At 70.8% G+C, this 26,255-nt stretch carries 21 protein-coding genes; 11 read left to right on the top strand and 10 right to left on the bottom strand.

Annotated elements, in window-relative coordinates:
- The first annotated feature begins 39 nt into the window (after positions 1–39).
- Positions 40–1,917, top strand: coding sequence for a YhgE/Pip domain-containing protein (locus CCK91_RS04900; RefSeq protein WP_086473085.1), 1,878 nt, complete (start codon positions 40–42; stop codon positions 1,915–1,917).
- A 430-nt stretch (positions 1,918–2,347) separates the two neighbouring features.
- Here CCK91_RS04900 and CCK91_RS04895 read toward each other — a convergent pair whose 3' ends face one another.
- Together CCK91_RS04895 and CCK91_RS04890 are read right to left on the bottom strand one after the other, a co-directional pair.
- Positions 2,348–2,668, bottom strand: coding sequence for a hypothetical protein (locus CCK91_RS04895; RefSeq protein WP_079705005.1), 321 nt, complete (start codon positions 2,666–2,668; stop codon positions 2,348–2,350).
- Between the two features lie 247 nt (positions 2,669–2,915).
- A complete protein-coding gene (locus tag CCK91_RS04890) occupies positions 2,916–3,521 on the bottom strand; it encodes a TrmH family RNA methyltransferase (RefSeq protein WP_086473183.1) in 606 nt (201 codons plus the stop codon).
- Between the two features lie 170 nt (positions 3,522–3,691).
- Between CCK91_RS04890 and CCK91_RS04885 the strand changes: the two genes are divergently transcribed.
- Complete coding sequence (locus CCK91_RS04885) at positions 3,692–4,489, top strand: HAD-IIA family hydrolase (RefSeq protein WP_079705004.1); 798 nt, start codon at positions 3,692–3,694, stop codon at positions 4,487–4,489.
- Between the two features lie 61 nt (positions 4,490–4,550).
- Positions 4,551–5,591, top strand: coding sequence for a zinc-dependent alcohol dehydrogenase family protein (locus CCK91_RS04880; protein ID WP_086473084.1), 1,041 nt, complete (start codon positions 4,551–4,553; stop codon positions 5,589–5,591).
- A gap of 24 nt (positions 5,592–5,615) precedes the next feature.
- Here CCK91_RS04880 and CCK91_RS20070 read toward each other — a convergent pair whose 3' ends face one another.
- From CCK91_RS20070 to CCK91_RS04865, 3 genes are all read right to left on the bottom strand, one after another.
- Positions 5,616–9,245 carry a hypothetical protein gene (locus CCK91_RS20070; RefSeq protein ID WP_086473083.1) on the bottom strand — a complete coding sequence of 1,210 codons (3,630 nt, stop codon included), beginning with the start codon at positions 9,243–9,245 and terminating at the stop codon, positions 5,616–5,618.
- Positions 9,245–9,793: an orotate phosphoribosyltransferase gene (gene pyrE / locus CCK91_RS04870; protein ID WP_175116436.1), complete on the bottom strand. Its 549-nt coding sequence runs from the start codon at positions 9,791–9,793 to the stop codon at positions 9,245–9,247. The genes CCK91_RS20070 and pyrE overlap by 1 nt, the downstream gene beginning before the upstream one ends.
- 161 nt (positions 9,794–9,954) lie before the next feature.
- Positions 9,955–11,511 (bottom strand): amino acid permease, encoded by a 1,557-nt coding sequence (locus tag CCK91_RS04865; RefSeq protein ID WP_086473081.1) that lies wholly within the window; start codon positions 11,509–11,511, stop codon positions 9,955–9,957.
- 239 nt (positions 11,512–11,750) lie between these two features.
- On the opposite strand from CCK91_RS04865, the gene CCK91_RS04860 reads away from it, so the two are divergent.
- The 5 genes from CCK91_RS04860 (at position 11,751) to CCK91_RS04840 (ending at position 17,056) form a co-directional block, all read left to right on the top strand.
- On the top strand, positions 11,751–13,118 hold the full coding sequence (locus CCK91_RS04860) for a glutamine synthetase family protein (protein WP_086473080.1): 1,368 nt from the start codon (positions 11,751–11,753) through the stop codon (positions 13,116–13,118).
- The gene (locus CCK91_RS04855; RefSeq protein ID WP_086473079.1) at positions 13,105–13,941 is read left to right on the top strand and encodes a gamma-glutamyl-gamma-aminobutyrate hydrolase family protein; all 837 of its coding nucleotides are present in this window, start codon (positions 13,105–13,107) and stop codon (positions 13,939–13,941) included. Before CCK91_RS04860 ends, CCK91_RS04855 begins: the two co-directional genes overlap by 14 nt.
- Positions 13,938–15,302, top strand: a complete 1,365-nt coding sequence (locus CCK91_RS04850; protein ID WP_086473078.1) for an aldehyde dehydrogenase family protein — start codon at positions 13,938–13,940, stop codon at positions 15,300–15,302. The genes CCK91_RS04855 and CCK91_RS04850 overlap by 4 nt, the downstream gene beginning before the upstream one ends.
- Positions 15,303–15,449: 147 nt before the next feature.
- Positions 15,450–16,238: a 3-oxoacyl-ACP reductase gene (locus CCK91_RS04845; protein ID WP_207568183.1), complete on the top strand. Its 789-nt coding sequence runs from the start codon at positions 15,450–15,452 to the stop codon at positions 16,236–16,238.
- 53 nt (positions 16,239–16,291) lie between these two features.
- Positions 16,292–17,056: a FadR/GntR family transcriptional regulator gene (locus tag CCK91_RS04840; protein ID WP_086473077.1), complete on the top strand. Its 765-nt coding sequence runs from the start codon at positions 16,292–16,294 to the stop codon at positions 17,054–17,056.
- A gap of 126 nt (positions 17,057–17,182) precedes the next feature.
- On the opposite strand, the gene CCK91_RS20040 is transcribed toward CCK91_RS04840, so the two are convergent.
- The gene (locus CCK91_RS20040) at positions 17,183–17,305 is read right to left on the bottom strand and encodes a hypothetical protein (protein WP_255376692.1); all 123 of its coding nucleotides are present in this window, start codon (positions 17,303–17,305) and stop codon (positions 17,183–17,185) included.
- Between the two features lie 71 nt (positions 17,306–17,376).
- Here CCK91_RS20040 and CCK91_RS04835 point away from each other — a divergent pair, with 71 nt between their 5' ends.
- Entirely contained in the window at positions 17,377–18,327 is a 951-nt protein-coding gene (locus CCK91_RS04835) for a LysR family transcriptional regulator (RefSeq protein WP_086473076.1), read from the top strand.
- Positions 18,328–18,418: 91 nt separating this feature from the next.
- Here the strand turns inward: CCK91_RS04835 and CCK91_RS04830 are convergent, their stop codons facing one another.
- Positions 18,419–19,117 (bottom strand): DedA family protein, encoded by a 699-nt coding sequence (locus tag CCK91_RS04830; protein ID WP_086473075.1) that lies wholly within the window; start codon positions 19,115–19,117, stop codon positions 18,419–18,421.
- Between the two features lie 220 nt (positions 19,118–19,337).
- Between CCK91_RS04830 and CCK91_RS04825 the strand changes: the two genes are divergently transcribed.
- Positions 19,338–20,213 carry an exodeoxyribonuclease III gene (locus CCK91_RS04825; protein WP_071262231.1) on the top strand — a complete coding sequence of 292 codons (876 nt, stop codon included), beginning with the start codon at positions 19,338–19,340 and terminating at the stop codon, positions 20,211–20,213.
- 282 nt (positions 20,214–20,495) lie between these two features.
- On the opposite strand, the gene CCK91_RS04820 is transcribed toward CCK91_RS04825, so the two are convergent.
- From CCK91_RS04820 to CCK91_RS04810, 3 genes are all read right to left on the bottom strand, one after another.
- Positions 20,496–22,085 (bottom strand): DUF4832 domain-containing protein, encoded by a 1,590-nt coding sequence (locus tag CCK91_RS04820; protein ID WP_086473074.1) that lies wholly within the window; start codon positions 22,083–22,085, stop codon positions 20,496–20,498.
- Positions 22,086–22,244: 159 nt separating this feature from the next.
- Positions 22,245–23,837 (bottom strand): amino acid permease, encoded by a 1,593-nt coding sequence (locus tag CCK91_RS04815; RefSeq protein ID WP_207568182.1) that lies wholly within the window; start codon positions 23,835–23,837, stop codon positions 22,245–22,247.
- Positions 23,838–23,997: 160 nt separating this feature from the next.
- A complete protein-coding gene (locus CCK91_RS04810; protein ID WP_086473073.1) occupies positions 23,998–24,918 on the bottom strand; it encodes an AEC family transporter in 921 nt (306 codons plus the stop codon).
- A gap of 164 nt (positions 24,919–25,082) precedes the next feature.
- Here CCK91_RS04810 and CCK91_RS04805 point away from each other — a divergent pair, with 164 nt between their 5' ends.
- Complete coding sequence (locus tag CCK91_RS04805) at positions 25,083–26,180, top strand: Glu/Leu/Phe/Val dehydrogenase family protein (protein WP_242664331.1); 1,098 nt, start codon at positions 25,083–25,085, stop codon at positions 26,178–26,180.
- Positions 26,181–26,255 lie beyond the last annotated feature (75 nt).

Below are 26,255 nucleotides of genomic sequence, written 5' to 3'. Positions count from 1 at the left end.
CCCCTCATCCCGCACCGCCCGTCCCCAGAAGGACCTCCTGTGAAGATCTTCGCGATGATCCGCGCCGAACTGTCCCGCCTGTGGGCCACGCCCATGTCGCGGCTCGCCCTCGTCGCCCTCATGTGCGTCCCGCTGCTCTACGGCGGCCTGTACCTCTGGGCGAACCAGGACCCGTACGCCAAGCTCGACCAGGTGCCCGTGGCGCTCGTCGTCGAGGACACCGGTGCGCCGGCGACCGACGACACGACCGGCGACGCGACCGGCGAGACGGAGAACTACGGCCACGACATCGCCGACCAGCTCATCGAGGACGGATCGTTCGCCTGGCACGAGGTCAGCGCGGCCGACGCCGCCCGTGGCGTGAACGACGGGACCTTCGACTTCAGCGTCACGATCCCCGCCGACTTCTCGACCTCCCTCACCTCCGCGTCGGGCGACGCCCCGCAGCAGGCGACGGTCCAGCTCACGACGAACGACGCCAACAGCTACCTGGCGACGACGATCGGTGAGCAGGCCGTCAAGCAGATCAAGGCGACCATCGTGCAGACGGTGAACCGCCAGGCCGCCGGACGGTTCCTCATCGCGCTCGACACGATCAAGACGAAGCTCGTCGACGCCACCTCGGGCGCGACGCAGCTGGCCGACGGCGCACAGCAGGCCTTCGACGGCGCCGGGACCGCCCAGGCCGGCGCGGCGACCCTCGCCTCCGGCACCGCGCAGATCGCCTCGGGAACGGCCAGCCTGCCCGCCCAGACCGACCAGCTGGCCTCGGGTGCCGAGCAGGTGGCGTCCGGGACCTCGACCCTCGCCGGCAAGGGCGACGAGGTCGGCGCAGCCGCCCAGCGACTCGTCGACTCGATCCCCACGGCCCGCGCGCAGATCTCCCAGACCCTCGCGGAGAACGGCTTCACCCCCGAGCAGATCGCCCAGGTGCTGGCGCTGCTCGACCCGGTGGCCGCCGACGCCACGACGGCGAACGAGCGCGTCCAGACCGTCGTGTCGCAGGTCGACCAGTTGAACAGCGGCGCCCAGCAGGTCGCGGGAGGTGCCCGGAAGCTGAGTGACGCCATGCCCGCGCTCGCCTCGGGGACGCAGCAGGCCGCCGACGGAGCCGCATCGTTGCAGACCGGCCTCACGAGCCTGCAGACAGGCCTCGGCACCCTCCGTGACGGCATCGTCACCCTCCGCGACGGTCTGCAGTCCGGCGCGGACGCCATCCCCGCGACCACGGCGGACTCCCGCGACCTCCAGGCCAAGACGATCGCCGATCCGGTCAAGCTGACCAACTCCTCCGTGACGAGTGCAGGCACCTACGGAGCCGGACTCGCGCCGTTCTTCGTCAGCCTCGCCGCCTGGATCGGCATCTACGCGCTCTTCCTCATCGTCAAGCCGGTGTCGCGGCGCGCGATCACGGCGCTCCACAGCCCCATCAAGGTGACCGTCGCCGGCTGGCTCACGCCGGGCCTCCTCGGCACGATCCAGATGGTCGCGCTGTTCGGGATCCTCGCCGGCGCCCTGCACTTCGAGGTCCACAACCCGCTCGCGACCTACGGGATGATGGCGCTCGCGTCCCTCACCTTCGCGGCGATCATCCTGACGCTCAACGTGTGGTTCGGCAGTGTCGGGCAGTTCCTCGGCCTCGTGCTCATGGTCGCCCAGCTCGTCACCGCCGGCGGGACGTTCCCGTGGCAGACCCTCCCGGCGCCGCTCGCGGCCCTGCATCACGTGCTCCCGATGTCCTACGCCGTCGACGGCATGCGCCAGTTGATGTACGGAGGGCGGATGGACGCCGCCCTGCAGGACGCCGGGGTCCTACTCGCTTGGCTGGCGATCGCGCTGAGCCTCTCGGCGATCGGCGTGACGCGGATGACGCACGCCAGGACGCTCCGCGACCTGCGGCCGAGCCTCATCGGCTAGGCACCGGTCGAGCGCGCAGGCGCCCGCGCAGGAGCGTCGTCCTCGGGTAGAACGACGCTCCGGCGCGTGTGGTCCGCCTGCTGCGTGCGACGCCCATTCGGGTCGGGCATCGTTCGACGTCGGCGTCTGAGCGCCGCGTCGATCCGGGTTCGGGTCCGCCCGACAGCGTTGCACTCCCTTGAGTGATCGACCGGAGGCGCGATCATGACGCGGAACGCGGCAGATTCTCTGGAACGTCGTCGAGCCACCGGACGGACCGGCCGTCGTCCGTGGCGGAGACCCCGCCGTTGTACCCCGGAAACACCGGAGGCCGCCGGGAGTGGGGGGACTCCCGGCGGCCACCGGTGCGACGGAACGGGCGCGTTCCGTCTGGAACAGCTGAGCGGCGTGGTTCGGGCCACGGCGACCAGCTGCGGGTGCAGCGCGCTGATCAACTGGAGAGCAGCGACGCCTCCTCGCGCTGTTCGGCGAGCATCCGACGACGGGTCGCGAACGCGGCTCCGGCCCCCCAGATGAGGAGCGACGCGAACAACGCACCGGCCGGAGCGATGAGCTCGCCCGAGCCGGTCTGTGTCGCACTGATCGAGCTCGACGCCTCGTCGACCCGGGCGTCGGCCTGAGCCGGCGCGGCGACGCCGACGATGAGGGCGACCGCGAGGGCTGCGGGGACGGCGAGCGCGGCGATGCCACGGACCTTGGACGGGCGGGTTCCTCGTTCGGGCGAGGCTCCCAGGGCAGAACGGTGCGTCATCTTCGATTCATCCTTCGGGTGACCGCCGATTCGCACCGCACGGATTCGGGTCCGTACGGTGGCCCTCGGTGGCTTCGGGTGCCGGAGGGATTCGGGTTCAGCGGTGGAGTGTTGCTCCGCTAGACAGTATGCCGGGCGGTGTCGGCACTTTGGGGGACCGAAGGGTCAATTGAGGGAATCTTGAGGTGTTCCTGAGGTAGGCGCAGCGGTGCCGTTGGAAACCACCCGCGGACGGGGGCCAACCCGATCAGGATGCGTCGAAGGAGACGTGCTGCATGACCCAGGCGTGCATCGCGACGGCCGCTGCCGCGGAGGCGTTGATCGATCTCGTCGACCCGAACTGGGTGATCTCGAGCACGGCGTCGGCTGCGGCGAGCGCCTCCGGCGAGAGTCCAGGCCCCTCCTGTCCGAAGAGGAGGAGACACCGCTCGGGGAGCCTGAACGTCTCGATCGGGACCGATCCCGGCACGTTGTCGATCGCGATGATCGGCAGCTCGGCCACCGACGCCCAGGCGACGAGCGCCGCGACGTCGACGTGGTGCTCGACGTGCTGGTAGCGGTCGGTCACCATGGCTCCGCGCTTGTTCCAGCGACGGCGGCCGACGATGTGGACGGTGTCGGCGGCGAACGCGTTGGCGGTGCGCACGATCGACCCGATGTTCATGTCGTGCTGCCAGTTCTCGATGGCGACGTGGAACGGGTGGCGGTGGTCGTCGATGTCGGCGACGATGGCCTCCATCGACCAGTACCGGTAGCGGTCGACGACGTTCCGGGTGTCGCCGTCGCGCAGCAGCTCGGGGTCGTACCAGGGGTCGTCCGGCCACTCCCCCTGCCACGGACCGACGCCGGCCATCGGGCTCTCGGCCTGATCGGGACCGGCGACCGGATCGTCCGGGTGGAGCGGGGTCTCTGGCACCAGCCAACCCTACCCGCGCCGTGCCACACTGGAGGTCCGGGCCCGACGCCGCGCCACCCCCGCGGCGCAGCGCTCGCGCAGCCCGCACGGAGCACCTGGAGGAACGCATGTCACGACGCGACGAGGTCGAATGCTGGCTCACCGACATGGACGGCGTGCTCGTCCATGAGAACCACGCCCTCCCGGGTGCCGCCGCGCTCCTGCAGCAGTGGCAGGACCAGCGGACGCCCTTCCTGGTGCTCACCAACAACTCGATCTTCACCCCGCGCGACCTGAGCGCCCGACTGCGTGCCTCCGGCCTCGACGTGCCCGAGGAGTTCATCTGGACTTCCGCTCTCGCGACGGCCGCCTTCCTGGCCGAGCAGGAGCCGGGCGGCTCGGCGTTCGTCATCGGGGAGGCCGGGATCACCACGGCCATCCACGAGGCCGGCTTCACCATGACGGAGACGAACCCCGACTACGTGGTCGTCGGCGAGACCCGCAACTACTCGTTCGAGGCCATCACCAAGGCGATCCGCCTCATCGCCGGCGGCGCACGCTTCATCGTCACGAACCCGGACGCGACGGGACCGAGCAAGGACGGCCCGCTTCCGGCGACCGGCGCCATCGCGGCCCTCATCACGAAGGCCACCGGCATGGAGCCCTACGTCGTCGGCAAGCCGAACCCGATGATGTTCCGATCGGCGCTCAACAAGATCGGCGCCCACTCCGAGAACACGGGCATGATCGGCGACCGCATGGACACCGACATCGTCGCGGGCATCGAGGCCGGTCTCCACACGATCCTCGTGCTCACGGGCATCAGCGACGAGGCCGAGATCAACCGCTACCCGTTCCGTCCGAACGAGATCCTGAGCGGCGTCATCGACCTCGTGAAGACGGAGCCCGTCGAGGTCGAGATCTAGGGCCTCCCGCCGCCACCAGCCACACCGATCCACTCCGCCCCGCCACGCACCGAGGACTTCCATGCGCGCCGTCGTCTACGAACAGTTCACCGCCGAGCCCGAGGTCCGCGACGTCCCGGATCCGGTGCCGTCCGACGCCGGCGTCGTGGTGCGGGTGGAGACCACGGGTCTCTGCCGGAGCGATGCGCACGGCTGGCTCGGGCACGACGACGGCATCGCCCTCCCCCACGTGCCCGGCCATGAACTCGTCGGGCGCATCCACGCCGTCGGCCCCGCCGTCGAGCGGTTCCGCGTGGGGGATCGCGTCACGGTGCCGTTCGTGTGCGCGTGCGGACGCTGCGCCCAGTGCCTCGCGGGCAACGGGCAGGTCTGCCCGAATCAGACGCAGCCGGGCTTCACCCACTGGGGTTCCTACGCGGAGCTCGTCGCCCTGCACGACGCCGACGTGAACCTCATCCCGGTGCCCGAGTCCCTCGACGCCGGTGCCGCCGCCCTCCTCGGGTGCCGCTTCGCGACGGCCTTCCGCGGGCTCGTCCACCGCGCCGGGCTCCGCAGCGGGGAGCGCCTGCTCGTCGTCGGCTGCGGCGGCGTGGGCCTGAGCGCCGCCATGATCGGCGTCGCACTCGGTGCCGAGGTCATCGCCGTCGACATCGACGCCTCGGCCCTTGCGCGTGCGGCGTCGATCGGCGTCTCGCACACGATCGACTCGAGCGGGCTCGACGAGGCCGCCGTCCTCGCGCGCATCGCCGAAGCCGCGCCGGCGGGCGTGCAGGTGTCGGTCGAAGCCCTCGGGCGTGAGTCCACGATGCGCCTCAGTCTCCTGGCACTGGCGCCGATGGGCCGTCAGGTGCAGATCGGGCTGTTCTCGAGCGAACCGACACTCCCTCTGCCGCGCATCATCTCGCAGGAGCTGTCGCTCCATGGCAGCCACGGCATGCCGGCGTCCGACTACTCGGAGCTGCTCGACCTCGTCGCGAGCGGTGCGCTGCGCCCGCAGGACCTCATCGAACACCGCATCGGCCTCGACGAGGCGCCGGCAGCACTCGTCGCCCTCGCGTCCGGCGACCGCTCGACGGGCGTGACCGTCATCGACGTCGTCTGACCCGCGACGGCGTCAGGTGCGTCGTCAGAGGGTGTCCGGGGCTCCGGTCGCCGACCATCCTGCGGAGGCGCTCGGCATCGTGGCGTCTGCAGCCGCACCGGCCGCGTTCGCGGCACCGACGAGCGTTCCGAAGTAGAACGCGAGCAGGAGCAGCACGGCGGCGCCCAGTCCGACGACCGCCCAGATCAGCGCCTTCGGGATGCCCTGATCCGCGTGCTCTCCGCGGTATTCGGGGAGGTCGCGGTCGGGAGCGGACTGCGTGGCCTGAGGCGGCAAGGTGGCACCGACGATGCCCGCAGCCGCGGCCGGGGTCGTGAGCGCGCTCGCGCCGTCGAGTTCCGGGAACGCGACCGTCTCGCCGGGGAGCGCGGCCGGGGCCGTCTGCGGCACGTTCGCGACCGGCCCCTGCGAGGGGACGGCGGCGGCGTGTGCGCCGAAGACGGACACCGAGGCGGGGGTCACTGGTGTGGGCGCGGTGTTCGAGGCGACATCGGGCTCGGCCTCCGAGGAGGTGTGCGGAGCGCTGTGGTTGTCTCCGGCAGCGTGGGCCCCGTTTCGTCGTGACCCGCCGGTGTCGTCGTCGGGGTCGGTGTCGTCGACATCGGTACCGTCGGCGGCGACGAGGCCCGGGATGGGGGCGAGCGGGAGATCGGGGTCGGCGATCGCGTCGGCCTGGAGCGACCAGCCGCCCTCAGCGACGAACGTGTCGGCGAGCGACCGTGCCGAGGCCGCGGTGGCGGTGGCGGTGGCGTTCGGCTGATCGGACGGCGCGGCCGCGGCCGCGTCGACGGTCTGCTCGGTGTCGGCGGGCGGCGTGGCGGCCGGCTCACCGTCGCCCGCGGCGTCATCGGCCGAGGCGACCTCGACCGCGTCCGTCTCGGGTCCGAGGTCGAACAGCGACTCGAGCCGCAGCTCCTCGCTGACCGGCTCAGGCTCACCGACCGGCTCAGGGTCGATCGAGCCCTCGTCGGCGAGTGGGGCATCCGACGCGGCCGCATCCGTGGCGGGATCGGTCGCATCGTCGGCGACGGCCCCGTCCGGCACGAACGACGGAAGCGGTGTGACGCCCGCCGCAGCGAGGGGGACGGCGTCGAACTCGACGATCTCCTCGTCGAACTCGTCGTCGAGCTCCTCCGGGTCGACGGCGAACGTCGGGGTCTCGGGAGCAGAGGTCTCAGCCACCGGGGTCGGTGCCGTCGCGGGCGCGAGGTCGGCGTCGTGCTCGGCCGTGGTCTCCGTGTCGTCGCCCGAGTCGATGCCGGCAGCGGCACCGGCAGCGGTTGCGGCCCCTGCGGCGGCGAGGCCACCGGCCGCGACGGCTGCGTCGAACCCACCGAGCGACAGCGTCGGGAAGAGGTCGACCGTGTCGTTCGCGGCGGGGACGATCGGCGCGGCGTCCGGCGCGGAGCTGTCGGTGTCGGTCGCGTCGTCGGTCCAGCTGGCGAACTCGTCGCCGGGTCCGTCGACCAGCGGGCGACCGAGCGTGACGGCGGCGAGGCCCGGAGCGAAGGGCTGGACGTCGCCGGCGATGAACGCGGCATCGGGCACCTCGCCCTCGAGCGCGAGCTCCGAGGGGGACTCCGCACTGACGGCTGACGACTCTGCGCCCTCCCACTCCACGGGCGGGACCGGGATGGGCTGGGTCGTGGGAGCCGCGTGCACGAGCGGGTCGAGGGCGTCGTTCGGTGCGAGGTCCCACACGAACGGCGCGGTGCCGAAGGGGCTGACCGTGGGCTCGGGTTGCACGCCGTCGAGGGAGATGAGCTCCGTGATGGAACGCTCGGCCTTCGGGGTCGGCGGGCCGAAGGCGGGTGGGACGTCGGCGGTGTCCGTGGCACCGTCGTCGACCGACGCATCGTGGCGGTCGGGCTCGGTATCGGCGTCGGGGACGGGTGTCGGCGCCGGAGGAACGACTGCTGCTGCGGCTGCGGCACCCGCGAGGGCCGAGAAGCCCGGGCCGCCGAGGCTGTCGAACGGCCGCGTCTCATCGAGCGGCTCGGCGTCGACGTCGGGGACCGCCTCGGGCCACGGGACGTCGGCGGGCGAGGTCGGCTCCGCTGCACTCGCGGGCGACGCCGCTGCGACCGTGTCCCAGCGGAACGGGGCCGCGGGGGTGATCGGCGCGGAGGCGACGATGCCGTCGGACGCGGGCTCGGGGTCCGAGTCGGCGGTCGGCTGGACCGGCTCGCTGGTGACCGGGGACGTCGCCTCATCGGGGGCGGCGACGGACTCGTCCGCGGTCTCGAGCTGCTGGGGCGCCTCGTCGACCGGCTCAGCGTGTGGTTCCTCGGACGACTGCTCCTCCGGTGCCGCCGGCGCGGCGCCGAACGTCGCACCGAACGGTTCCGTCAACCAGGCCAGCGGATCCGTGCGCGGCGCGGAGGCCTCGGCAGGCGCCTGCTCGGCGGTCCAGACATCGTCGGTAGCTGCTTCGTCGTCCGGGGCTTCGTCGAGTCCTGTGTCGGCGGGCGCCGAAGCGTCGATCGTCGTGTCGCGGATCTCGACGGTCTCGCCTCCGAGGACGTCGTCCCCGAACGTCTCGGAGAGGCTCCAGGAGCCCTCCGGGAGATCGTCGTCCTGCACGTCCGTGTCGGGCGTCGTCGCGGAGCCGGACGGTACATCGTGGTCCGCCGCGGTGGGCGTCGGCATCACCGGCGGGGCGGTGGGCGGTAGTGGTGCGGCGGGAGTGCCGCCGGGCGTCGAGGTGGCGTTCGTCGCGCCAGTCTCCTCCGCTTCGACCGCGGCCCAGGCCGCCGGGTCGTCGGCCGCGAGTGCTCGGGCCGTGGGCAGGACGGCCGTCGAGACGTCCTCCGGGGCGGTGCGCGCGTCGTCGTCGCTGTCGTCACTGCCGCCGAGGCTCCAGGGCTCGTCGTCGACCGGTGGCAGGACGACCGGGTTCGTGGGCGCGGGCCGGAAGGTGCCGGCGGGCGCGTGCTGGAGGACGGAGTCGGTGTCGACCGTCAGCTCGTTGCGGGCGGGCGGGACCGGCGATGCCGGGGCAGGGGTCGGCGGGACGACCGGGAGCTCGAGGGCGTTCGGGTGCCGCAGACCCTCCGACCGGACGGGAGCTTCCTCGGGCATCGGGTCGGCCGGGGCTGCAGGCGCGGCGGGTGCGGCGGGCTCCGCGCTGGGCGCATCCGGCGTCGGCGGTGCGGGGACCGGGGTCGGGTCGTCGGCCGGGGTCGGCACCTGGCTCTGCCACCAGGCGAGGAGTTCGGCCTCGCTCGCGAACTCACCGGGAGCGGTGGCCGGGGCGGCGGGGGTCGGCTCGGCGGCAGCGGGCGTCTGCTCGACGGGAGCGGGCACCGGCTCGACCGGAGCAGGCGTCCGCTCAGCGGCCGTCGGCGTCGCGGGCGCATCCGGCACGGAGGGCACGGACCACTGGGGTTCGGCCGGGACCGGCGTGGGCACGGGTGAAGCAGCGGCCTGGGCATCGGTGTCGCCGACGACCGGGAGGACGCGCGTCCGGTCGTCGTCGTCAGCGGGCACCGGAGCGACGGCTGCCGACGGCTGCTCGTCGACCGCGTCGGTGGCGGGCTGCGTCTCGATCGCCTCCGTGTCGTCGGCGTCGAGCTGCGAGAGCAGCCAGTCGGTTCCGTCCGCGGGTTCGTCCGGCAGCCCGGCCCCGCCGCGTCCGGTTCCGTCGCTGGACATCAGACGAGTCCCAGGTCTTCCAGGCCGATCGCGGCCAGGTACTGGTAGCCCGCGGCCTCGATGATCTCGCGGGCGCCGGTCGCGCGGTCGACGACGACGGCGACGGCGACCACCTCGGCTCCGACCTTCTCGAGCGCTTCGGCCGCCTTGAGCGGCGACCCACCGGTGGTCGAGGTGTCCTCGAGCACGATCACGCGCTTGCCCTGGAGGTCGGGGCCCTCGACCTGCTTGCCGCGGCCGTGGTCCTTCGGCTCCTTGCGGACGACGAACGCGTCGTAGGTGAGTCCGCGCGCGGCACCCTGGTGCAGGATCGCGGCGGCCACCGGGTCGGCACCCATGGTGAGGCCACCGACCGCGAAGACGTCGGGGACGTCGGCGATGAGGTCGATCATGACTTGCCCGATGAGGGGCGCGACGCGGTGGTCGAGGCTCACCTTGCGGAGGTCGACGTAGTACGTCGCCTTCTTGCCGCTCGTCAGGGTGAAGTCACCGTGGAACACGGCTTCCGCCGAGATGTGGTCAATGAGCTGAGCTCGTGCGTCCGTCACGCCGACGAGTCTACAAGCTGTGACCCCCATCGCCGCAGTCGCCCGGATGGGGGCGGTCCACATCCCCGGCGCAGGAGAGCCCCGGCGTGTCGGCACGACTCGCCGGGGCTCGGGGACGCCACACCGCCACCGTCCGGCGTCGGGGCGGCTGCGTCCGGGGGTCAACGCGCGGTGCCGGGGCCCGGGTCCTCGGGACGGTCGGCTGCGAGCAACTCCGCCTCGGTGGCGCCGCCGTAGCCCTCCGTCTCCGGGTCGCCGTGCAGGCCGCCCGAGACCGCGTACTCCTCCTCCGGTGACATGACGAGCCGGTGGCGACCCCAGACCGCGAAGGCGACCAGCATGACGACGTAGACGACGACGATCGCGATGATCGCCGGGAGGAACGTCGGGTTGAGCAGGAAGCCGACGAAGATGAGCGCGGCGATGACGGCTGCGATGACCGCCCCCGGCACACCCCACGGGCTGAGGTAGGGCCGCTTGGCGTTCGGGAACTTCTTCCGCAGCAGCAGGAACGCGATCATCTGCATGAGGTACGCGAGCACCGCGCCCCAGACAGCGATGTTCAGCACGATCGCCCCGGCGACGCCGCCCGATCCGCCGGCCGCGTCGACGATGAGCAACGCGATGAACCCGATGATCGCCCCGGCCACGAGGGCCACCCACGGCGTCTGCCGCTTGCCGGTGAGCGAGAGGAACCGCGGGTAGTACCCGGCGCGGGACAGCGAGTACATGTTGCGACCGTAGGCGAACATGATGCCCTGCAACGAGGCGAGGAGCCCGATGAGGGCGAAGAGGGCGAGCACCGCCGCCGCGCCGTCACCGACGATGGCCCGGAAGCCGTCGAGCAGGGGCTCCCCTGCCGTCCCGGTCGCCTCGGCACCGATGACGCCGGTGTTGAGGAAGAGGACGAGGAGGCCGGTCACGATGAGCGTGCCACGAGCCCAGAACCCGGCCTTCGGGATGTCGCGCACCGGGTTGTGGGACTCCTCCGCCGCGAGCGGCAGCTCCTCGATGCCGAGGAAGAACCACATCGCGAAGGGCAGGGCGAACAGGATCGGGAGGACGCCGTGCGGCAGGAACTCGGTCTGACCTGCGTCGGGGGCGATGTCGAACAGGTTGGCCCAGGCGAACTGTCCGGAGAAGATCGCCATCGCGGAGAAGACGAGCAGGATGCCGATGGAGATGATCGAGACGACGATGGCGAAGCGGAAGGAGATGCTCGCGCCGGCGGAGTTGAGCGCGATGAACGCGACGTACAGGATGGCCCACCACACGGGCGACGGCATGGAGAAGCCGAGCAGCTCGCTCGTGATGGCGTCGGCGTAGGAGGCCGAGAAGTACACGATCACGGCCGTGGTCGCGACGTACTCGATGGTCTCCGCGAGGCCGGTCACGAATCCGCCGAGCGGACCCATCGCCGCTCTCGCGAAGGAGTAGGCCCCGCCGGTGTGCGGCATCGCCGCGGCCATCTCCCCGATCGAGAAGATCATGCCGTAGTACATCGCGACGAGGATGACGAAGGCGATGAGCATGCCACCGAACCCGGCGAAGTCGATGCCGAAGTTCCAGCCGGAGAAGTCGCCGGAGATGACCGCCGCGACGGCGAGGCCCCAGAGGCCCCACACCCCGGCGGACCGCTTCAGGCTGCGTTTCTCGAAGTACCCCTCGCCGGCCGCGGTGTAGGTCACCCCGGAGATCTTGCGCGTGTCGTCAGCCATCGATGCGTCCTGTCGCTCGGGTTGCGCGCTCGTCGGGCTCGCACAACGTCCTCAGATTCGGTTGGCCCGACTCTAGGACCTGCAATGGTCGCGTGTACATACCTTTGTGAGGAAATCCGTCTCACAAATGCATCGATCCGCTGGAGGCGTTGTGATGTAATGGTCGAGTTCGCGACCTTTCAGTTCTCCATCGAGGCAGAACGCCGACGACGGGTCCCCCGGATCAACGAGGAGCTGCCATGCACCCACGCTCAGGAAACCTGACGCTCGAGGAGCTCACGACGGCCGTCGCCGCGCGCGAGATCGACACCGTGATCCTCGCGTTCACCGACATGCAGGGCCGACTCATCGGCAAGCGCGTCTCGGCCCGCCTCTTCGTCGAGGACGTCGCCGAGCACGGGGCGGAGTGCTGCAACTACCTGCTCGCGGTCGACGTCGAGATGAACACGGTCGACGGCTACGCGATGTCGAGTTGGGAACGCGGCTACGGCGACATGGCGATGGTCCCCGACTTCTCGACGCTCCGCCGCGTGCCCTGGCTGCCGGGCACGGCCCTCGTCACCGCCGACCTCCAGTGGCTCGACGACGCCCCGGTGGTCGCCTCACCCCGTCAGATCCTCATCGCCCAGCTCGAACGGCTCGCCGAACGCGGCCTCGTCCCGTTCGTCGGCACGGAGCTCGAGTTCCTCGTCTTCGACGACACCTTCCGGGAGGCCTGGGCGAAGGACTACACGAAGCTGACCCCCGCCACCGACTACAACATCGACTACGCGATCCTCGCGTCGACCCGCATGGAGCCGTTGCTGCGCGACATCCGCAACGCCATGGACGGCGCCGGCATGTACTGCGAGGGCGTCAAGGGCGAGTGCAACCTCGGGCAGCAGGAGATCGCGTTCCGCTACGACCACGCTCTCGTCACCTGCGACAACCACTCGATCTACAAGAACGGGGCGAAGGAGATCGCCGACGCCCACGGCAAGAGCCTCACGTTCATGGCGAAGTTCGACGAGCGCGAGGGCAACAGCTGCCACATCCACATCAGCCTCCGCGGCGAGGACGGTTCGGCCGTGTTCGCGGACCCCGACGCGCCCGACGGCATGTCGAAGCTCTTCCGGCACTTCCTGGCCGGGCAGCTCGCCGCGATGCGCGAGCTGACGATGTTCTTCGCCCCGAACATCAACTCCTACAAGCGCTACGTCGACGGCAGCTTCGCCCCGACGGCCGTCGCCTGGGGACACGACAACCGCACGTGCTCGCTCCGGGTCGTCGGCCGGGGGCTCGGCATGCGCGTCGAGAACCGGGTGCCGGGCGGCGACGTCAACCAGTACCTCGCCGTCGCAGCCCTCATCGCCGCCGGACTGCACGGCATCGAGAACGAACTGGAGCTCGAGGACCCGACCAACGGCAACGCGTACACGGGCGGCGCGCCCCGCGTCCCGACCTCGCTCCGGGAGGCGGCCGAGCTCTTCTCGCAGTCCAGGATCGCCCGCGAGGCCTTCGGCGACGAGGTCGTCGACCACTACCTGAACTTCGCGAAGGTGGAACTCGCCGCCTTCGACGCCGCGGTGACGGACTGGGAGCGGGTGCGCGGCTTTGAACGCCTCTGACCCGAACGTCCCAGCGACCGACCCGCCCGTCTCGAGCGCTCCGCTCATCGGCATCACGACCTACCTCGAGCAGGCCCAGACCGGTGTGTGGGACGTCCCGGCGTCCTTCCTCCCGAAGGTGTACCTCGACGCCGTGACGGATGCGGGCGGGATCGCGGTCCTCCTCCCACCCCAGCCGGTCACTCGCGCCGTGGCCGCGTCCGTGCTGGCCCGCCTCGACGGCCTCATCGTCTCGGGTGGCGCCGACGTCGACCCCGGCCTGTACGGTCAGGTCGCCCATCCACGCACGGGTCGTCCGCGGACGGATCGGGACGCCTGGGAGGAGGCGCTGCTCACGGCGGCGATCGACGCCGAGCTGCCGTTCCTCGGCATCTGTCGTGGCGCGCAACTGCTCAACGTCGCGCTCGGCGGGACGCTCGTCCAGCATCTCCCCGACCTCGTCGGCGACGACTCCTTCCAGCCCGGCGAGGGCGTCTTCGGCCCGAAGACCGTCGCGATCGACGCCGACTCGCGACTGGCCGCGCTGCTCCGGCAGGACGACGACGAGCTCGACGTGCACGTCTACCACCACCAGTCGATCGACCGCGTCGCCGACGGGCTCGTCGTCACCGCCCGCACCGAGGAGGGCGTCATCGAGGCGGTCGAGCTGCCGACGGTCCCCTTCGGCCTCGCCGTGCAGTGGCACCCCGAGGAGGAGACCGCCGACCGCCGTCTCTTCGCCGGGCTCGTGGACGCCGCGCGTCGCCACCGCGACGCCGGGACCACCGCAGGGATCAGCACCAGCACCACACCCGGCACCGAGAGCAGGAGCACCGCACCGTGAGCTACACGATCCTCAATCCGGCCAACGAGCACGTCGTCACGACCGTCGATCACCTCGACCTCGCCGAGACGGACGCCGCCATCGCCCGCGCCGCCGTCGCTCAGCGGTCCTGGGCGGCCGTCAGCCCCGCCGACCGCGCCCAGGCGCTCCGCCGATTCGCCGCATCGGTCGACGCCGACCGCGAGCACCTCGCGAGCCTCGAGGTCGTCAACTCGGGCCACCCCATCACCCAGGCGCGGTGGGAGGCCGGTCACGTCCGCGACGTGCTCGAGTACTACTCGGCGTCACCCGAACGGCTCTTCGGTCAGCAGATCCCGGTCGCCGGGGGCATCGACCTCACCTTCCACGAACCGCTCGGCGTCGTCGGCATCATCACCCCGTGGAACTTCCCGATGACGATCGCCGCCTGGGGGTTCGCACCGGCGCTCGCGGCGGGGAACGCGGTGGTCCTGAAGCCCGCGGAGTGGACACCGCTGACGAGCATCCGTCTCGGTGAACTCGCCCTCGAGTCCGGCCTGCCCGAGGGCTTGTTCCAGGTGTTGCCGGGCCGCGGGTCGGTCGTCGGCGAGCGCTTCGTCACGAACGAGACCGTCCGGAAGGTGGTCTTCACCGGATCGACCGCCGTCGGCAAGCGCATCATGGCCGGCGCGGCCGAGCAGGTGAAGCGGGTCACCCTCGAACTCGGCGGCAAGAGCGCCAACATCGTGTTCGCGGACGCCGACCTCGAACGCGCGGCCGCCGCCGCCCCCTACGGCGTCTTCGAGAACGCGGGCCAGGACTGCTGTGCCCGGAGCCGGATCCTCGTCCAGCGGAGCGTGTACGAGCGGTTCATGGAGTTGTTGGAGCCGGCCGTGCAGGGTGTGATCGTCGGCGATCCGAACGACGAGGCCACCGAGATGGGGCCGCTCGTCTCCGCTCCGCATCTGGCCGCCGTGCGCTCGTACGTGCCCGAGGGCGCGCCGGTCGCCTTCACCGGGAGCGCCCCGGACGGCCCGGGGTACTGGTTCGCGCCGACGGTGCTGACGCCCGGCCGCGACGACCGCACCGTCCGGGAGGAGATCTTCGGTCCCGTCGTCGCCGTCCTGCCTTTCGAGGACGAGGCCGACGCCCTCACGCTCGCGAACGATACGGAGTACGGCCTCTCCGGCTCGATCTGGACCCGCGACATCGGCCGTGCGATGCGGGCCGCTCGGGCGGTGGAGTCGGGCAACCTGTCCGTCAACTCCCACTCCTCCGTCCGCTACTCCACCCCCTTCGGCGGGTTCAAGCAGTCGGGTCTCGGGCGCGAGCTCGGTCCCGACGCCCCGCTCGCCTTCACCGAGACGAAGAACGTCTTCCTCGCCGTCGACCCCGGTCCCTGAGCTTGTCGAAGGGCCGCACCACCCCGGTACCCGAGCACCACCCCGGTACCCGAGCACCACCCCGGTACCCGAGCACCACCCCGGTCCCTGAGCACCACCCCGGTCCCTGAGCTTGTCGAAGGGCGGGGCAGAGAGAAAGAGCACCACATGACCATCACCCCCATCGACCTCACCCAGCGGCTCGCCGGCAAGGTCGCCGTGATCACCGGCGGCGCGAGCGGCATCGGCCTCGCCACCGCGAAGCGCTTCGCCGCGGAGGGCTCGACCGTCGTCATCGGCGACCTCGACCCGACGACCGGCCAGGCGGCGGCCGAGCTCGTCGGTGGGCTCTTCGTCCAGGTGGACGTGACCGACCAGGCGCAGGTCGACCACCTGTTCGACACGGCGGCCGAGACCTACGGCTCGGTCGACATCGCCTTCAACAACGCCGGCATCTCCCCGCCCGACGACGACTCGATCGAGACGACCGAGCTCCCGGCCTGGGAGCGCGTGCAGGACGTGAACCTCAAGTCGGTCTACCTGTGCTCCCGCGCCGCCATCCGCCACATGGTGCGGCAGGGGAAGGGCTCGATCATCAACACGGCGTCGTTCGTCGCCGTCCTCGGTTCGGCCACCTCGCAGATCTCCTACACGGCGTCGAAGGGCGGAGTGCTCGCGATGAGCCGCGAGCTCGGCGTGCAGTTCGCGCGGCAGGGCATCCGCGTCAACGCCCTGTGCCCGGGTCCCGTCAACACCGCGCTGCTGCAGGAGCTCTTCGCGAAGGACCCGGTCCGTGCGCAGCGTCGACTCGTGCACATCCCCCTCGGTCGGTTCGCGGAGCCCGAGGAGCTGGCCGCCTCCGTCGCCTTCCTCGCGAGCGACGACTCGTCCTTCATCACCGGGTCGACGTTCCTCGTCGACGGTGGCATCTCCTCCGCCTACGTGACGCCGGAATGAGCTGACGACATGCCCGGGCGGGGGACGCGACCCCGGGGAAATAGACTGATCCGATGAGCGAGACGCGGAAGGGCGACGAGGCGACCGAGGTGCTCAGCGCCGAGCTCCTCCTGCGTCCGGGCCGCGCCGGGAACGCCTTCGAGGAGACCGTCCAGCGGCTCCTGCAGTCCATCCGACTCGGGCTCATCGAGCCGGGCGGTCGCCTGCCGGCCGAGCGTGAACTCGCGACGATGCAGGGGGTCAGTCGCGACACCGTGCGGGATGCGATCGCCGCGCTCACCGAAGCCGGTTTCCTGACCTCGCGGCGCGGGCGCTACGGCGGGACGTTCGTCATGGCCGAGCTGCCCGACGACGAGGCGATCAACGCGGCCGACTCCCCCGAGGTCGGCCGGGTCGCGATCTCGGCAGCGGAGATCGAGGACACGCTCACGCTCCGCAGCATCCTCGAGGTCGGTGCGGCGCGCGAGGCTGCGCAGTGCAAGCTGTCCGGCGCCGACCGCGAACGACTCTGGCAGGCACTCGGAGACTGCCGGGACGCGGCGCCCGCCGACTACCGCCGCCACGACTCCCGCCTCCACCTGCTCATCGCGGAGCTCGTGGGGGCACCCAGCCTGCTGCCGCTCGTCGCCGAGTCGCGCATGCGGGTCAACGAACTCCTGAACGGCATCCCGCTGCTGGCCGTCAACATCGCGCACTCCGACGAGCAGCACGAGCGCATCGTCAAGGCGATCCTGCGCGGTCACCCCGAGGAGGCGGCGCAGGCGATGGCCGAGCACGTCGCCGGCTCCGAGGCGCTCCTCCGCGGCTTCCTCGCCTGAGCCCCACCCCGGTCCCGAGCCCCCACCCCGGTCCCCGAGCCTGTCGAGGGGGGGACATGGAACGACCTCCCGGCGACGAGTCGCGAGGAGGTCGGATGCGCCGGTCGGGCCGGCGGGTGCGAGGTCTTAGAAGGACTTCGGGTAGGTGCGGGCCGGGATGGCACGGTAGCCGTCGCGCTTGACGACGACGACCGATCCGACGGCTGCACTCGCAGCGAGGAGGGCGATGATGCCGAGATAGATGGTCATGGTTCTATGAAACGCCTGTTGGTCGTGAAGGACAAGCGAACAATACTGACGTCACTCGGTAGCATCACTACATGGATGTCCGCCGACTCGACCTGCTTCGCGAACTCGCCGAGCGCGGCACCGTGCACGCCGTCGCGGAGGCCACGCACCGCACCCCGTCCGCGGTCTCCCAACAACTCAAGGTCCTCGAGCGCGAGGCCGGCCTGCCGCTCACCGAACGACGTGGCCGCGGGCTCGTCCTCACCGACGCCGGCCGGGCACTCGCAGCCAGCGCCACGGACGTCGCCGTCGCGATCGAACGGGCGACGAGCGTATGGGACGAGTACCGCAACCGTCCGATCGGCACCGTCACGGTCGCGACCTTCCCCACCTTCGGGCAGATGGTCGTCCCCGCCGTGCTCCGCACGCTCGAAGCGGTGCCCGGCCTGCGGGTCGTCGTGAGCGACCGCGACCCCGACCTCGAGGACTTCCCCGACCTGGCGGCCGACTTCGACATCGTCATCGCGCAGGCGATCAGCGGCGAGCGCAACTGGGTCCGTCGCGGTCTCCGCATCGCGCAGCTGCTCTCCGAGCCACTCGACGTCGTGCTGCCGGTCGGGCATCGCCTCAGTGGCCAGACCGTCCTGACTCCGGCGGACCTCGCTGACGAGTCCTGGATCGGCGTGCCGGTCGGCTATCCGCTCGACCGCCTGCTCCGCAGCATCGAGGCAGAATCGGGCGGCGAGCTCCGAGTGGTGCAGCGGGTGAGCGACAACCGCATCGCGGAGGCGATGGTCGCGGCGGGCCTCGGTATCGGCCTCCTCCCGCGGTACACGGCGAGCGGGCCGGAGCGCGGCATCGTCCTCCGTCCGCTCGCGGGGCTCGACGCGACGCGTCGGATCGTCGCCCTGTCGCGTCCCGACCGCGCCGAACGTCTGGCGGTGCGGACGGTCCTCGACGCCATCCGCGTGGAGGCGCAGTCGGTCGCCGCCTCGCACACCGCGCCGGAGCCCGAGGAACTCACCACGCCCCGCTGGGTGTGAGCGGGACCGTTCTCAGGAGTCCGTCGGCGCGCCGGTGGCTGGAACCCCGGACACACCGCAAGAGTCCTGAGAACGGTCCAGGTGGGGACGGTCAGCCCTCGGCCCGACCGGCGCCGCTGCGCTCCCGGCGATACCGCTTCACGCCCTTCCAGATCGTGACGCCGAGGGCGATGACGACACCCGCGATGACCACCTTCTGGAGGATGCCCGCGTACTCCTCGACGATGTGCCACTGCTCGCCGAGGAAGAACCCGGCGAGCACGAAGATGGTGTTCCAGATGGCGCTGCCCGCGAAGGTGAGCAGCGTGAACCGCAGGACCGGCATCCGTTCGACGCCGGCGGGGACGGAGATGAGGCTCCGGAAGATCGGGAGCATCCGCCCGAAGAACACCGCCTTCGAGCCATGCTTCTGGAACCAGGCCTCGACGCGGTCGACGTCCTCGACGTGCACGAGCGGCACGCGCTCGGCGAGCCGGCGCATCCGGTCGCGTCCGAGCACCGCCCCGATCGCGTAGAGGGCCAGCGCACCGATCACGGAACCGGCCGTCGTCCAGATGAGGACCTCGACGAGTCCGAGCTTGCCCTGACTGGCGGCGAATCCGGCGAGCGGGAGGATGATCTCGCTCGGCAGCGGCGGGAAGAGGTTCTCGAGGGCGATGGCGAGTCCGGCCCCCGGACCGCCCAACGTCTCCATGAGGTCGACCGCCCAGTCGGCGACCCCTCCGAGGGCGCTGTCCCCTCCGGTCGAGGCGGCGGACAGGCTGAACGTGGCGGCGGTGGACGTCGTCATACCCTCGACGCTACGCGACACCTGCGCGCCATCCCTGGGAACCTCCGCTCAATCCCCCACCCGTCGTCCTGCCCGACGCCTCGTCCTCCGTCCCTCACTCAGGAAGCCTCCGGCGTGTCGGGGCTCACCGGCGGCACGCCCGGGCGACACGCCCCGCGTCTCCTGAGTTGGGGACATCGGACGGAGACGGAGGGCGGGGCAGGTTCGATAGCGTTGGGGCATGCGCATCGCCACCTGGAACGTCAACTCGATCCGTACCCGCGTCGGCCGCGTGGTCGACTGGCTCGTCCGTGAGGACGTCGACGTCCTCGCCATGCAGGAGCTCAAGTGCAAGCCCGAGCAGTTCCCGATGGAGGCCTTCACGAAGGCCGGCTACCAGGTGGAGCTCCACGGGCTCAGCCAGTGGAACGGCGTCGGCATCGCCAGCCGCCTCCCGATGGAGGACGTGCAGATCGGCTTCCCCGACATGCCGGGCTTCGGCAAGCCACCGGCGAGCCTCGCGCTGGACGGTCCCGGCTTCGACGCCGACGGCCTGCCGCTCGAAGCGCGAGCCATCGGCGCGACGGTCGACGGCGTCCGCCTCTGGAGCCTGTACGTCCCGAACGGCCGCGCGGTCGGCGACCCGCACTACGACTACAAGCTCCGCTGGCTCGCCGCGCTCGAAGCCGACACCCGCTCCTGGCTCGCCGAGAACCCCGAGCTGCCGCTCGCGCTCATGGGTGACTGGAACGTCGCGCCGCTCGACTCCGACGTCGGCGACCCGAGCTTCGGCCCGGGCTCGACCCACATCTCCGCGCCGGAGCGCGCCGCTCTCGCCGCCTTCGTCGACGCGGGACTCCAGGACACCGTCCGCCCGTTCGTCCCCGAGGGCTACACCTTCTGGGACTACAAGCAGCTCCGGTTCCCGCGCAACGAGGGCCTCCGGATCGACTTCATCTACGGCTCGCAGGCGTTCGCGGATCACGTCGTCGAGGCGTCGATCCACCGCAACGAGCGCAAGGGTGACAGCCCGAGCGACCACGTGCCCGTCGTCGTCGACCTCGACTTCACCCTCTCCGAGGAAGAGGACGACGACTCGCCGATGATCTTCGGCTGACACCGCTCCGCACCGCCCACAACTCGTGCTGTCGGAGCACGCCAGCGCTCAGCTGGGACCCCAGGCGCCGAGAACGAGCACTCAGCAGGAGTTGTGAACACGGCAGACGGCCTCGCCCGCGGACAGGCACCCGCTGGCCCCGCCTCACCCAACCGTCCGGCGCTCGACCGCCCGACCGTCCGAACCGTGTTCACAACTCCTGCAGGTCATGCCTCGGCGGCCCTGTCCGACACCGGAGGCGGTAGCCGCCCCGATCGAGCAGGAGTTGTGAACGTCCCCCGATCAGGACGCGGGCGAGGAGACCCGGCGGCGGGAGAGGACCAGCGCGAGGGCACCGAGGGCGATCACGCTGCCACCCAGCCACGCGGGCGCGATTGAGGCGACGCCGGTGTCGGGCAGTCTGGCCGCAGCACCGGCGACCGGTTCGTCCATGACGACCCCGTCGGCGCCGACGGTCACCTGACGCTGCAGGCTGTTCACGCCGGTCGCCGGGTCCCAGGTGCCGAGGTTCGCCGTCTGGACGGCGTAGAGCGGGTTGGCCGCGACCGACTCGTGCGTGGCCGGCAGCGACAGCGCCGTGTCGTAGCGACCGGCCGGGACGTCGGCGAGTGACGCCTGGAGCGTGACGGTCTCCCCCGCACCCCACGTGCGGGCGTCCGAACCGAACGGGACGCGCACCGTGCGCTCGGCGTTCGACAGGACCAGGTAGGCAGGCCGGCTGTTGTACGGAGCCGCCCAACCGTCGTTCCGGACCGTGAGCGAGAGCGTGCCGTCCACGACCGAGCTCTCCGTCATGACGAAGCGGTAGCCGAGTCGCTTCGCGGTCGTGTCGAGGTTCTCCTGTCCCCAGGACTGCAGGACGTCCTGCAGGTAGTCCCAGTTGAGGTAGCTGAAGTTGTAGCGTTCCATCTCGGCCGAGGCGGTCGCCCACTCCGACCGCGGCGGGTTCACGTTGCAGGTCTCACCGCCGACCGGCACCCAGTCGCTCTCCTGCGCGAGGTAGTCCTGATCGAGGGAGATCGGGTCGGACAGGTACGTGCCCCAGTCGTCGGGCGCCGCGAGGAAGCAGTCGTTGTGGTGACCGATGCGCGAGATGGCGCTGCCGTCGAACGCCTGCGCCTCGGTGATGGCCCCAGCGGTCCCGGACGGCACCCCGAGGATGTTCTGCTTCATGTTCATGGTCCGCACCTGGATGGAGCGGTCGGCCGGAACCGCCTCGAGGAGCGCCTCGACGACCGCGCGACGCTTCGCCCAGTCCTCGTCCGTGAGGACACCGGGGTTCGCCGGGTCCGCGGCGAAGCGGTCCGTGTAGTAGCCCTCACCCCAGAGGCCGACGAAGCCGGCCTGGACGACGGAGATGACGTCGGCGTTGTCCTGGAAGATCGGCGTGAGCTGCTCGATGTGGGTGAGCACGATGTCGAGCGGCGCGTCGCCATAGGGCGGCGTGTAGGGCCAGTCGCCTCCGGCGAGGTACGCGAAGCGGGGGATGATCGAGATGCCGGCGGTGCGAGCCGCGTCGAAGTCCGCCTGGACGAGCGCGAGCCAGGCCGGGTCGAGGGTCGGCTCGGCCACGAACCGTTCCATATAGAAGACGCGGACGAGTTCGGTGATGCCCTCCTCGCGGTAGGACGCCAGGGTGGCGACGTCGAGCGGCGTGTACCCCGTCCCACCCTCGGTCCCCTCGGGGTAGTAGTGGGTGTTGTTCGTGTGGTCGAAGCCGCGCTCGGGATTCGCGATGATCGCGTTGCTCGGCTCGTAGGCGACCGTGTCGGCCGAGGTCGGGGCGGGTGCTTGCGCCGCAGCGCTCAGCGGTGTGGCGACGACGATGCCGCACGCGGCGAGCACGGCGACGAGACGGAGACGACGGTTCACGGGAACTCCAGCGGGGTCCGGTGGTGCACGGAAGAGGTTGCCCACATCCTGCTGAACCGACACCCGAGGTGCAAGGGAATGCTCGAAACCGGCCCGAAGTGATCACTATCGCTTAGCGATTCGCCGCGGACCGCCGACCCGGCGTCGTCCGTTCCCGCGCTAGGACCGCGGTGCGCCCCCGCGCTTCCGCTTGTTCGCATCGATGGCGGGACGCTCGGCCACCACCGGCCAGGTGCCCGTGTGCCCCTCGCGTGCGGCTGCGGCGGCCATGATCCGCGGCTTGGCGGCGAACCATCCGACGATGAGCATCGGGATGAGGACGATGAGGGAGGCGAGGACCCAGCGCCCGGTCTCCGAGAAGCCCATGGTCACGAGGACGAACAGGAGGAACGCGAGCGTCAGATACGACGTGAACGGTGCTCCGAACAGGCGGAACGCCGGCCGCTCGACCTTGCCCTGCTTCGCCCAGCGCTGCAGTTGGATCTGGCAGAGGATGATCGTCGCCCAGCCGCCGATGATGCCGATGGCCGAGATCTCGAGCACGAGCTCGAACGCCTTCGACGGGTAGAGCGCGTTCAGCAGGACGCCGAGCAGGGTGAGCGCTGCGGTGAGCAGGATGCCGCCGAAGGGGACGCCGTTCTTGCTCATCTTGCCGGTGAACGCGGGGGCCGAACCGTTGACGGCCATCGAGCGGAGGATGCGACCGGTCGAGTAGAGGCCCGCGTTGAGGCTCGACAGCGCCGCGGTCAGGACCACGAAGTTCATGACGGACGCCGAGATCGCCCCGGCCTGCTCCGACCCGATGTGCGAGAAGAAGGTGACGAACGGGCTCTCGCCGGCCTGGTAGGCCGTATAGGGCAGCAGGAGCGAGAGGAGCAGCACCGAGCCGACGTAGAAGATCGCGATGCGGAAGATGACCGTGTTGACGGCCTTCGGCATGATCTTCTTCGGTTCGGCCGTCTCACCGGCCGCCGTACCCACGAGCTCGATGGCCGCGTAGGCGAAGACCACACCGGAGATCGCGATCATCGGGGCGAAGGCGCCGACCGGGAACAGCCCGCCGTTGTCGCCGATGACCGAGAATCCGACGGCGCCGATGTCGGTCCGGCCACCGAAGATGATGAAGCAGACGCCGACGATGAGGAAGATCACGAGCGCCGACACCTTGATGAGCGCGAACCAGAACTCCATCTCCCCGAACAGCTTGACGGAGACGAGGTTGAGCGCCAGCACGACCACCAGGGCGGCGAGCGCGAAGACCCACTGCGGGAAGTCCTCGAGCTCCTTCCAACCGAACAGCTTGCCGAAGGTCTTGATGTAGAGCGCTGCGGCCGTGACGTCGACGATCGACGTCATCGCCCAGTTGAGGAAGTACAACCAGCCCGCGCCGAACGCCATCTTCTCGCCGTAGAACTCACGCGCGTAGGAGATGAACGAGCCGGAGGACGGACGGTGCAGGACGAGTTCGCCGAGGGCCCGCAGGATGAGGAAGGCGAAGAACCCGCAGAGCGCGTACACGAGGATGAGCGCCGGGCCGGAGCTGTTCAGGCGGCCGCCCGCACCCAGGAAGAGCCCGGTGCCGATCGCGCCGCCGATCGCGATCATCTGGATCTGTCGCGGCTTGAGGGTCTTGTGGTACCCCTCCTCCTCGCCGGAGAAGTCCTGCACCGCGAGCATCTCGTCACCGACGGTCTCGCGGGATGCGGCCCAGTCTCCGGAACGTTCGTGTCGTGGGGTCGTGCCTTCGGTCATGTCGTCCCATCGGGTCGGGTCCGACGGCGCTCCGCCGGACTGGACGGTGGTATATCTCAGTCGTGCCCGCCCAAGAGTAGTCGCGATCGTTCGGCTTTTCCGGCCATCGCTGTCCATACTTCGGAGGACAGCGGCGCTCGGGACGGACCGGCTCCGGGGGTCAGGCGAGCAGGGCGGCGACGACGACGAGGACCGGCACGGAGAGGATCGTCGTCAGCAGGACCGTGTCGCGGGCGAGCGTGACACCCTGCTCGTATCGGCTGGCGAAGTTGTAGACGTTCTGGGCCGCCGGGAGGGCCGCGAGGACGACCGAGGCGAACAACGGCGTGCCGCTCAGCCCGAACCCGAAGTGGGCGATGAGGTACGCGAACACGGGCATCACGACCGATTTGATCGCCGTCGCCACGAAGATCTCCCGACGTCCGCTGCCGGCCTGCAACGGCCGCATGCCGTGCAGCGACATCCCGAACGCCATGAGGATGAGCGGCACGGCTGCGCCGCCGAGGAGCTCGAACGGAGCCATGACGGGCTCGGGGAGCCGGACGCCGAACAGGTTGAGCACGACGCCGATGATCGACGCGACGATCATCGGGTTGCGGAAGGGTTGCGTCACGATGCCGAGGAAGGAGACGGAACCGCGCTGTCTGACATCGAGGATGGTGAGCGCGATCGGAGCGAAGACGAGCAGCTGCAGCAGGATGACCGGGGCGACGTAGCCGGCCTCACCGAGGACGTAGACCGCCACCGGGATGCCGATGTTGTTGGCGTTGACATAGCCCGAGCCGAGCGCACCGATCGTCGCGACGGAGAGGTCCTTGCGCAGCCACACGGCGTTCAGCAGCACGAAGAGTGCGGCGGCCGACAGGGCACTCGCGAGGGCGACCCAGATGAAACTGCTGAACACCTCGTGCAGGTCGGCCGTGGCGAGCACGGTGAACAGCAGCGCCGGGTTGGTGACGAAGAACGCCACCCGGTTGAGCACATGCCCGGTCGTCGGGCCCCCGACCTCGAGACGCCCGGCGAGGTAGCCGACGAGGATGACGGTGCCGATGATCGCGAACCCCGTCAGCACTCCACCCATGCCGTCCAGCCTAGGTGCAGCCCGTCCGGCGGCCCGGTCGAGCCGACGGTTGTGGAGCGGGCGGTCGGCGTGGAGAATCTGGGGAGGAGAGCCGGGCACCACCATCGCCCCGCGATCCGCTCCCACCAGGAGCCCGCACCAATCACCCACGAGGAGATCCGACGATGACGTCATTCGACCCGGTCGCGTCCAGCGACGCGATGCACAGCACCACCCTCCCCCACGAACGCCTCTCCATCAGCCGCGGACCGCGCTCCGGGCTGACCATCAGCGTCGCCCTGCACTCCACCGCCCTGGGACCGGCCCTCGGCGGAGCGCGACTCTGGCGGTACGGGTCCTGGCTCGAGGCCGTCGACGACTCCCTCCGCCTCGCGGCGGGGATGACGATGAAGAACGCGGCCGCCGGTCTCGCGCACGGCGGCGGCAAGTCCGTCATCCACCTGCCCGTCGGCACGACCCTCGACCCCGCGGAGCGCCGCGACGCGATGCTCGACCTCGGCGACGCGGTCGAAGCCCTCGGTGGCGCGTACCGCACCGCGGAGGACGTCGGCACGACCGCCGACGACATGGCCGTCGTCGCCGAGCGGACCGACCACGTCAGCGGGCTGCCGACGGATCGCGGTGGTGTGGGCGAACCGAGCGAGGCGACGGCGGCCGGTGTGCACGCGGCCATCACCGCGACGCTCGAGACGGTCTTCGGCACCCCGCTCGTCGCGGGCCACCGGGCGACGATCTCCGGGCTCGGTCAGGTCGGCGGCCGTCTGGCCCGACGGCTCGCGGCCGAGGGGGCCCGCCTCATCGTCACCGACGTCGACCCGCGGAAGCGCGCCCTCGCCGAGGAGATCGGCGCCAGCTGGATCGAACCGGGCGACGAGCATCTCGTCGAGACGGACCTCTTCGTGCCGTGCGGTGTCGGCGGTGCCCTGAACGCCCGGGTGATCGGGCAGCTGCGGTGTCGCGCCGTGGTCGGGGCGGCGAACAACCAGCTCGCCTCCCGCGCCGACGCGGTGGCCCTCGAAGAGCGCGGCATCCTGTGGGCGCCGGACTTCGTCGCGAACGCCGGCGGCGTGATCTACCTCGCCATGGCGTCCGAACCGGGCGCCGATGCCGCAGCCATCGAGCAGCGGGTGTCGGCGATCGGGCGCACCGTGCAGTCGATCTACCGGGACGCCGCAGCGGAGGGCGTCACGACGCTCGTCGCCGCAGAACGCCTCGCGATGGCCCGAATCGATGCGGCCGGCGGGGTCCTCGCAGCGGTCTGACGACGACGAACAGCCCGTCCACCCGGAGTGGGTGGACGGGCCGTCGATCGCCGGCGTCAGGCGAGATCGAGGGAT

The sequence above is a fragment of the Plantibacter elymi (nom. nud.) genome (assembly GCF_900177795.1).
GTDB classification, from domain to species: Bacteria; Actinomycetota; Actinomycetes; order Actinomycetales; family Microbacteriaceae; genus Plantibacter; species Plantibacter elymi.
Note: the sequence above shows the minus strand (reverse complement) of the source record. Positions and strands in the feature narration are given on the sequence as shown.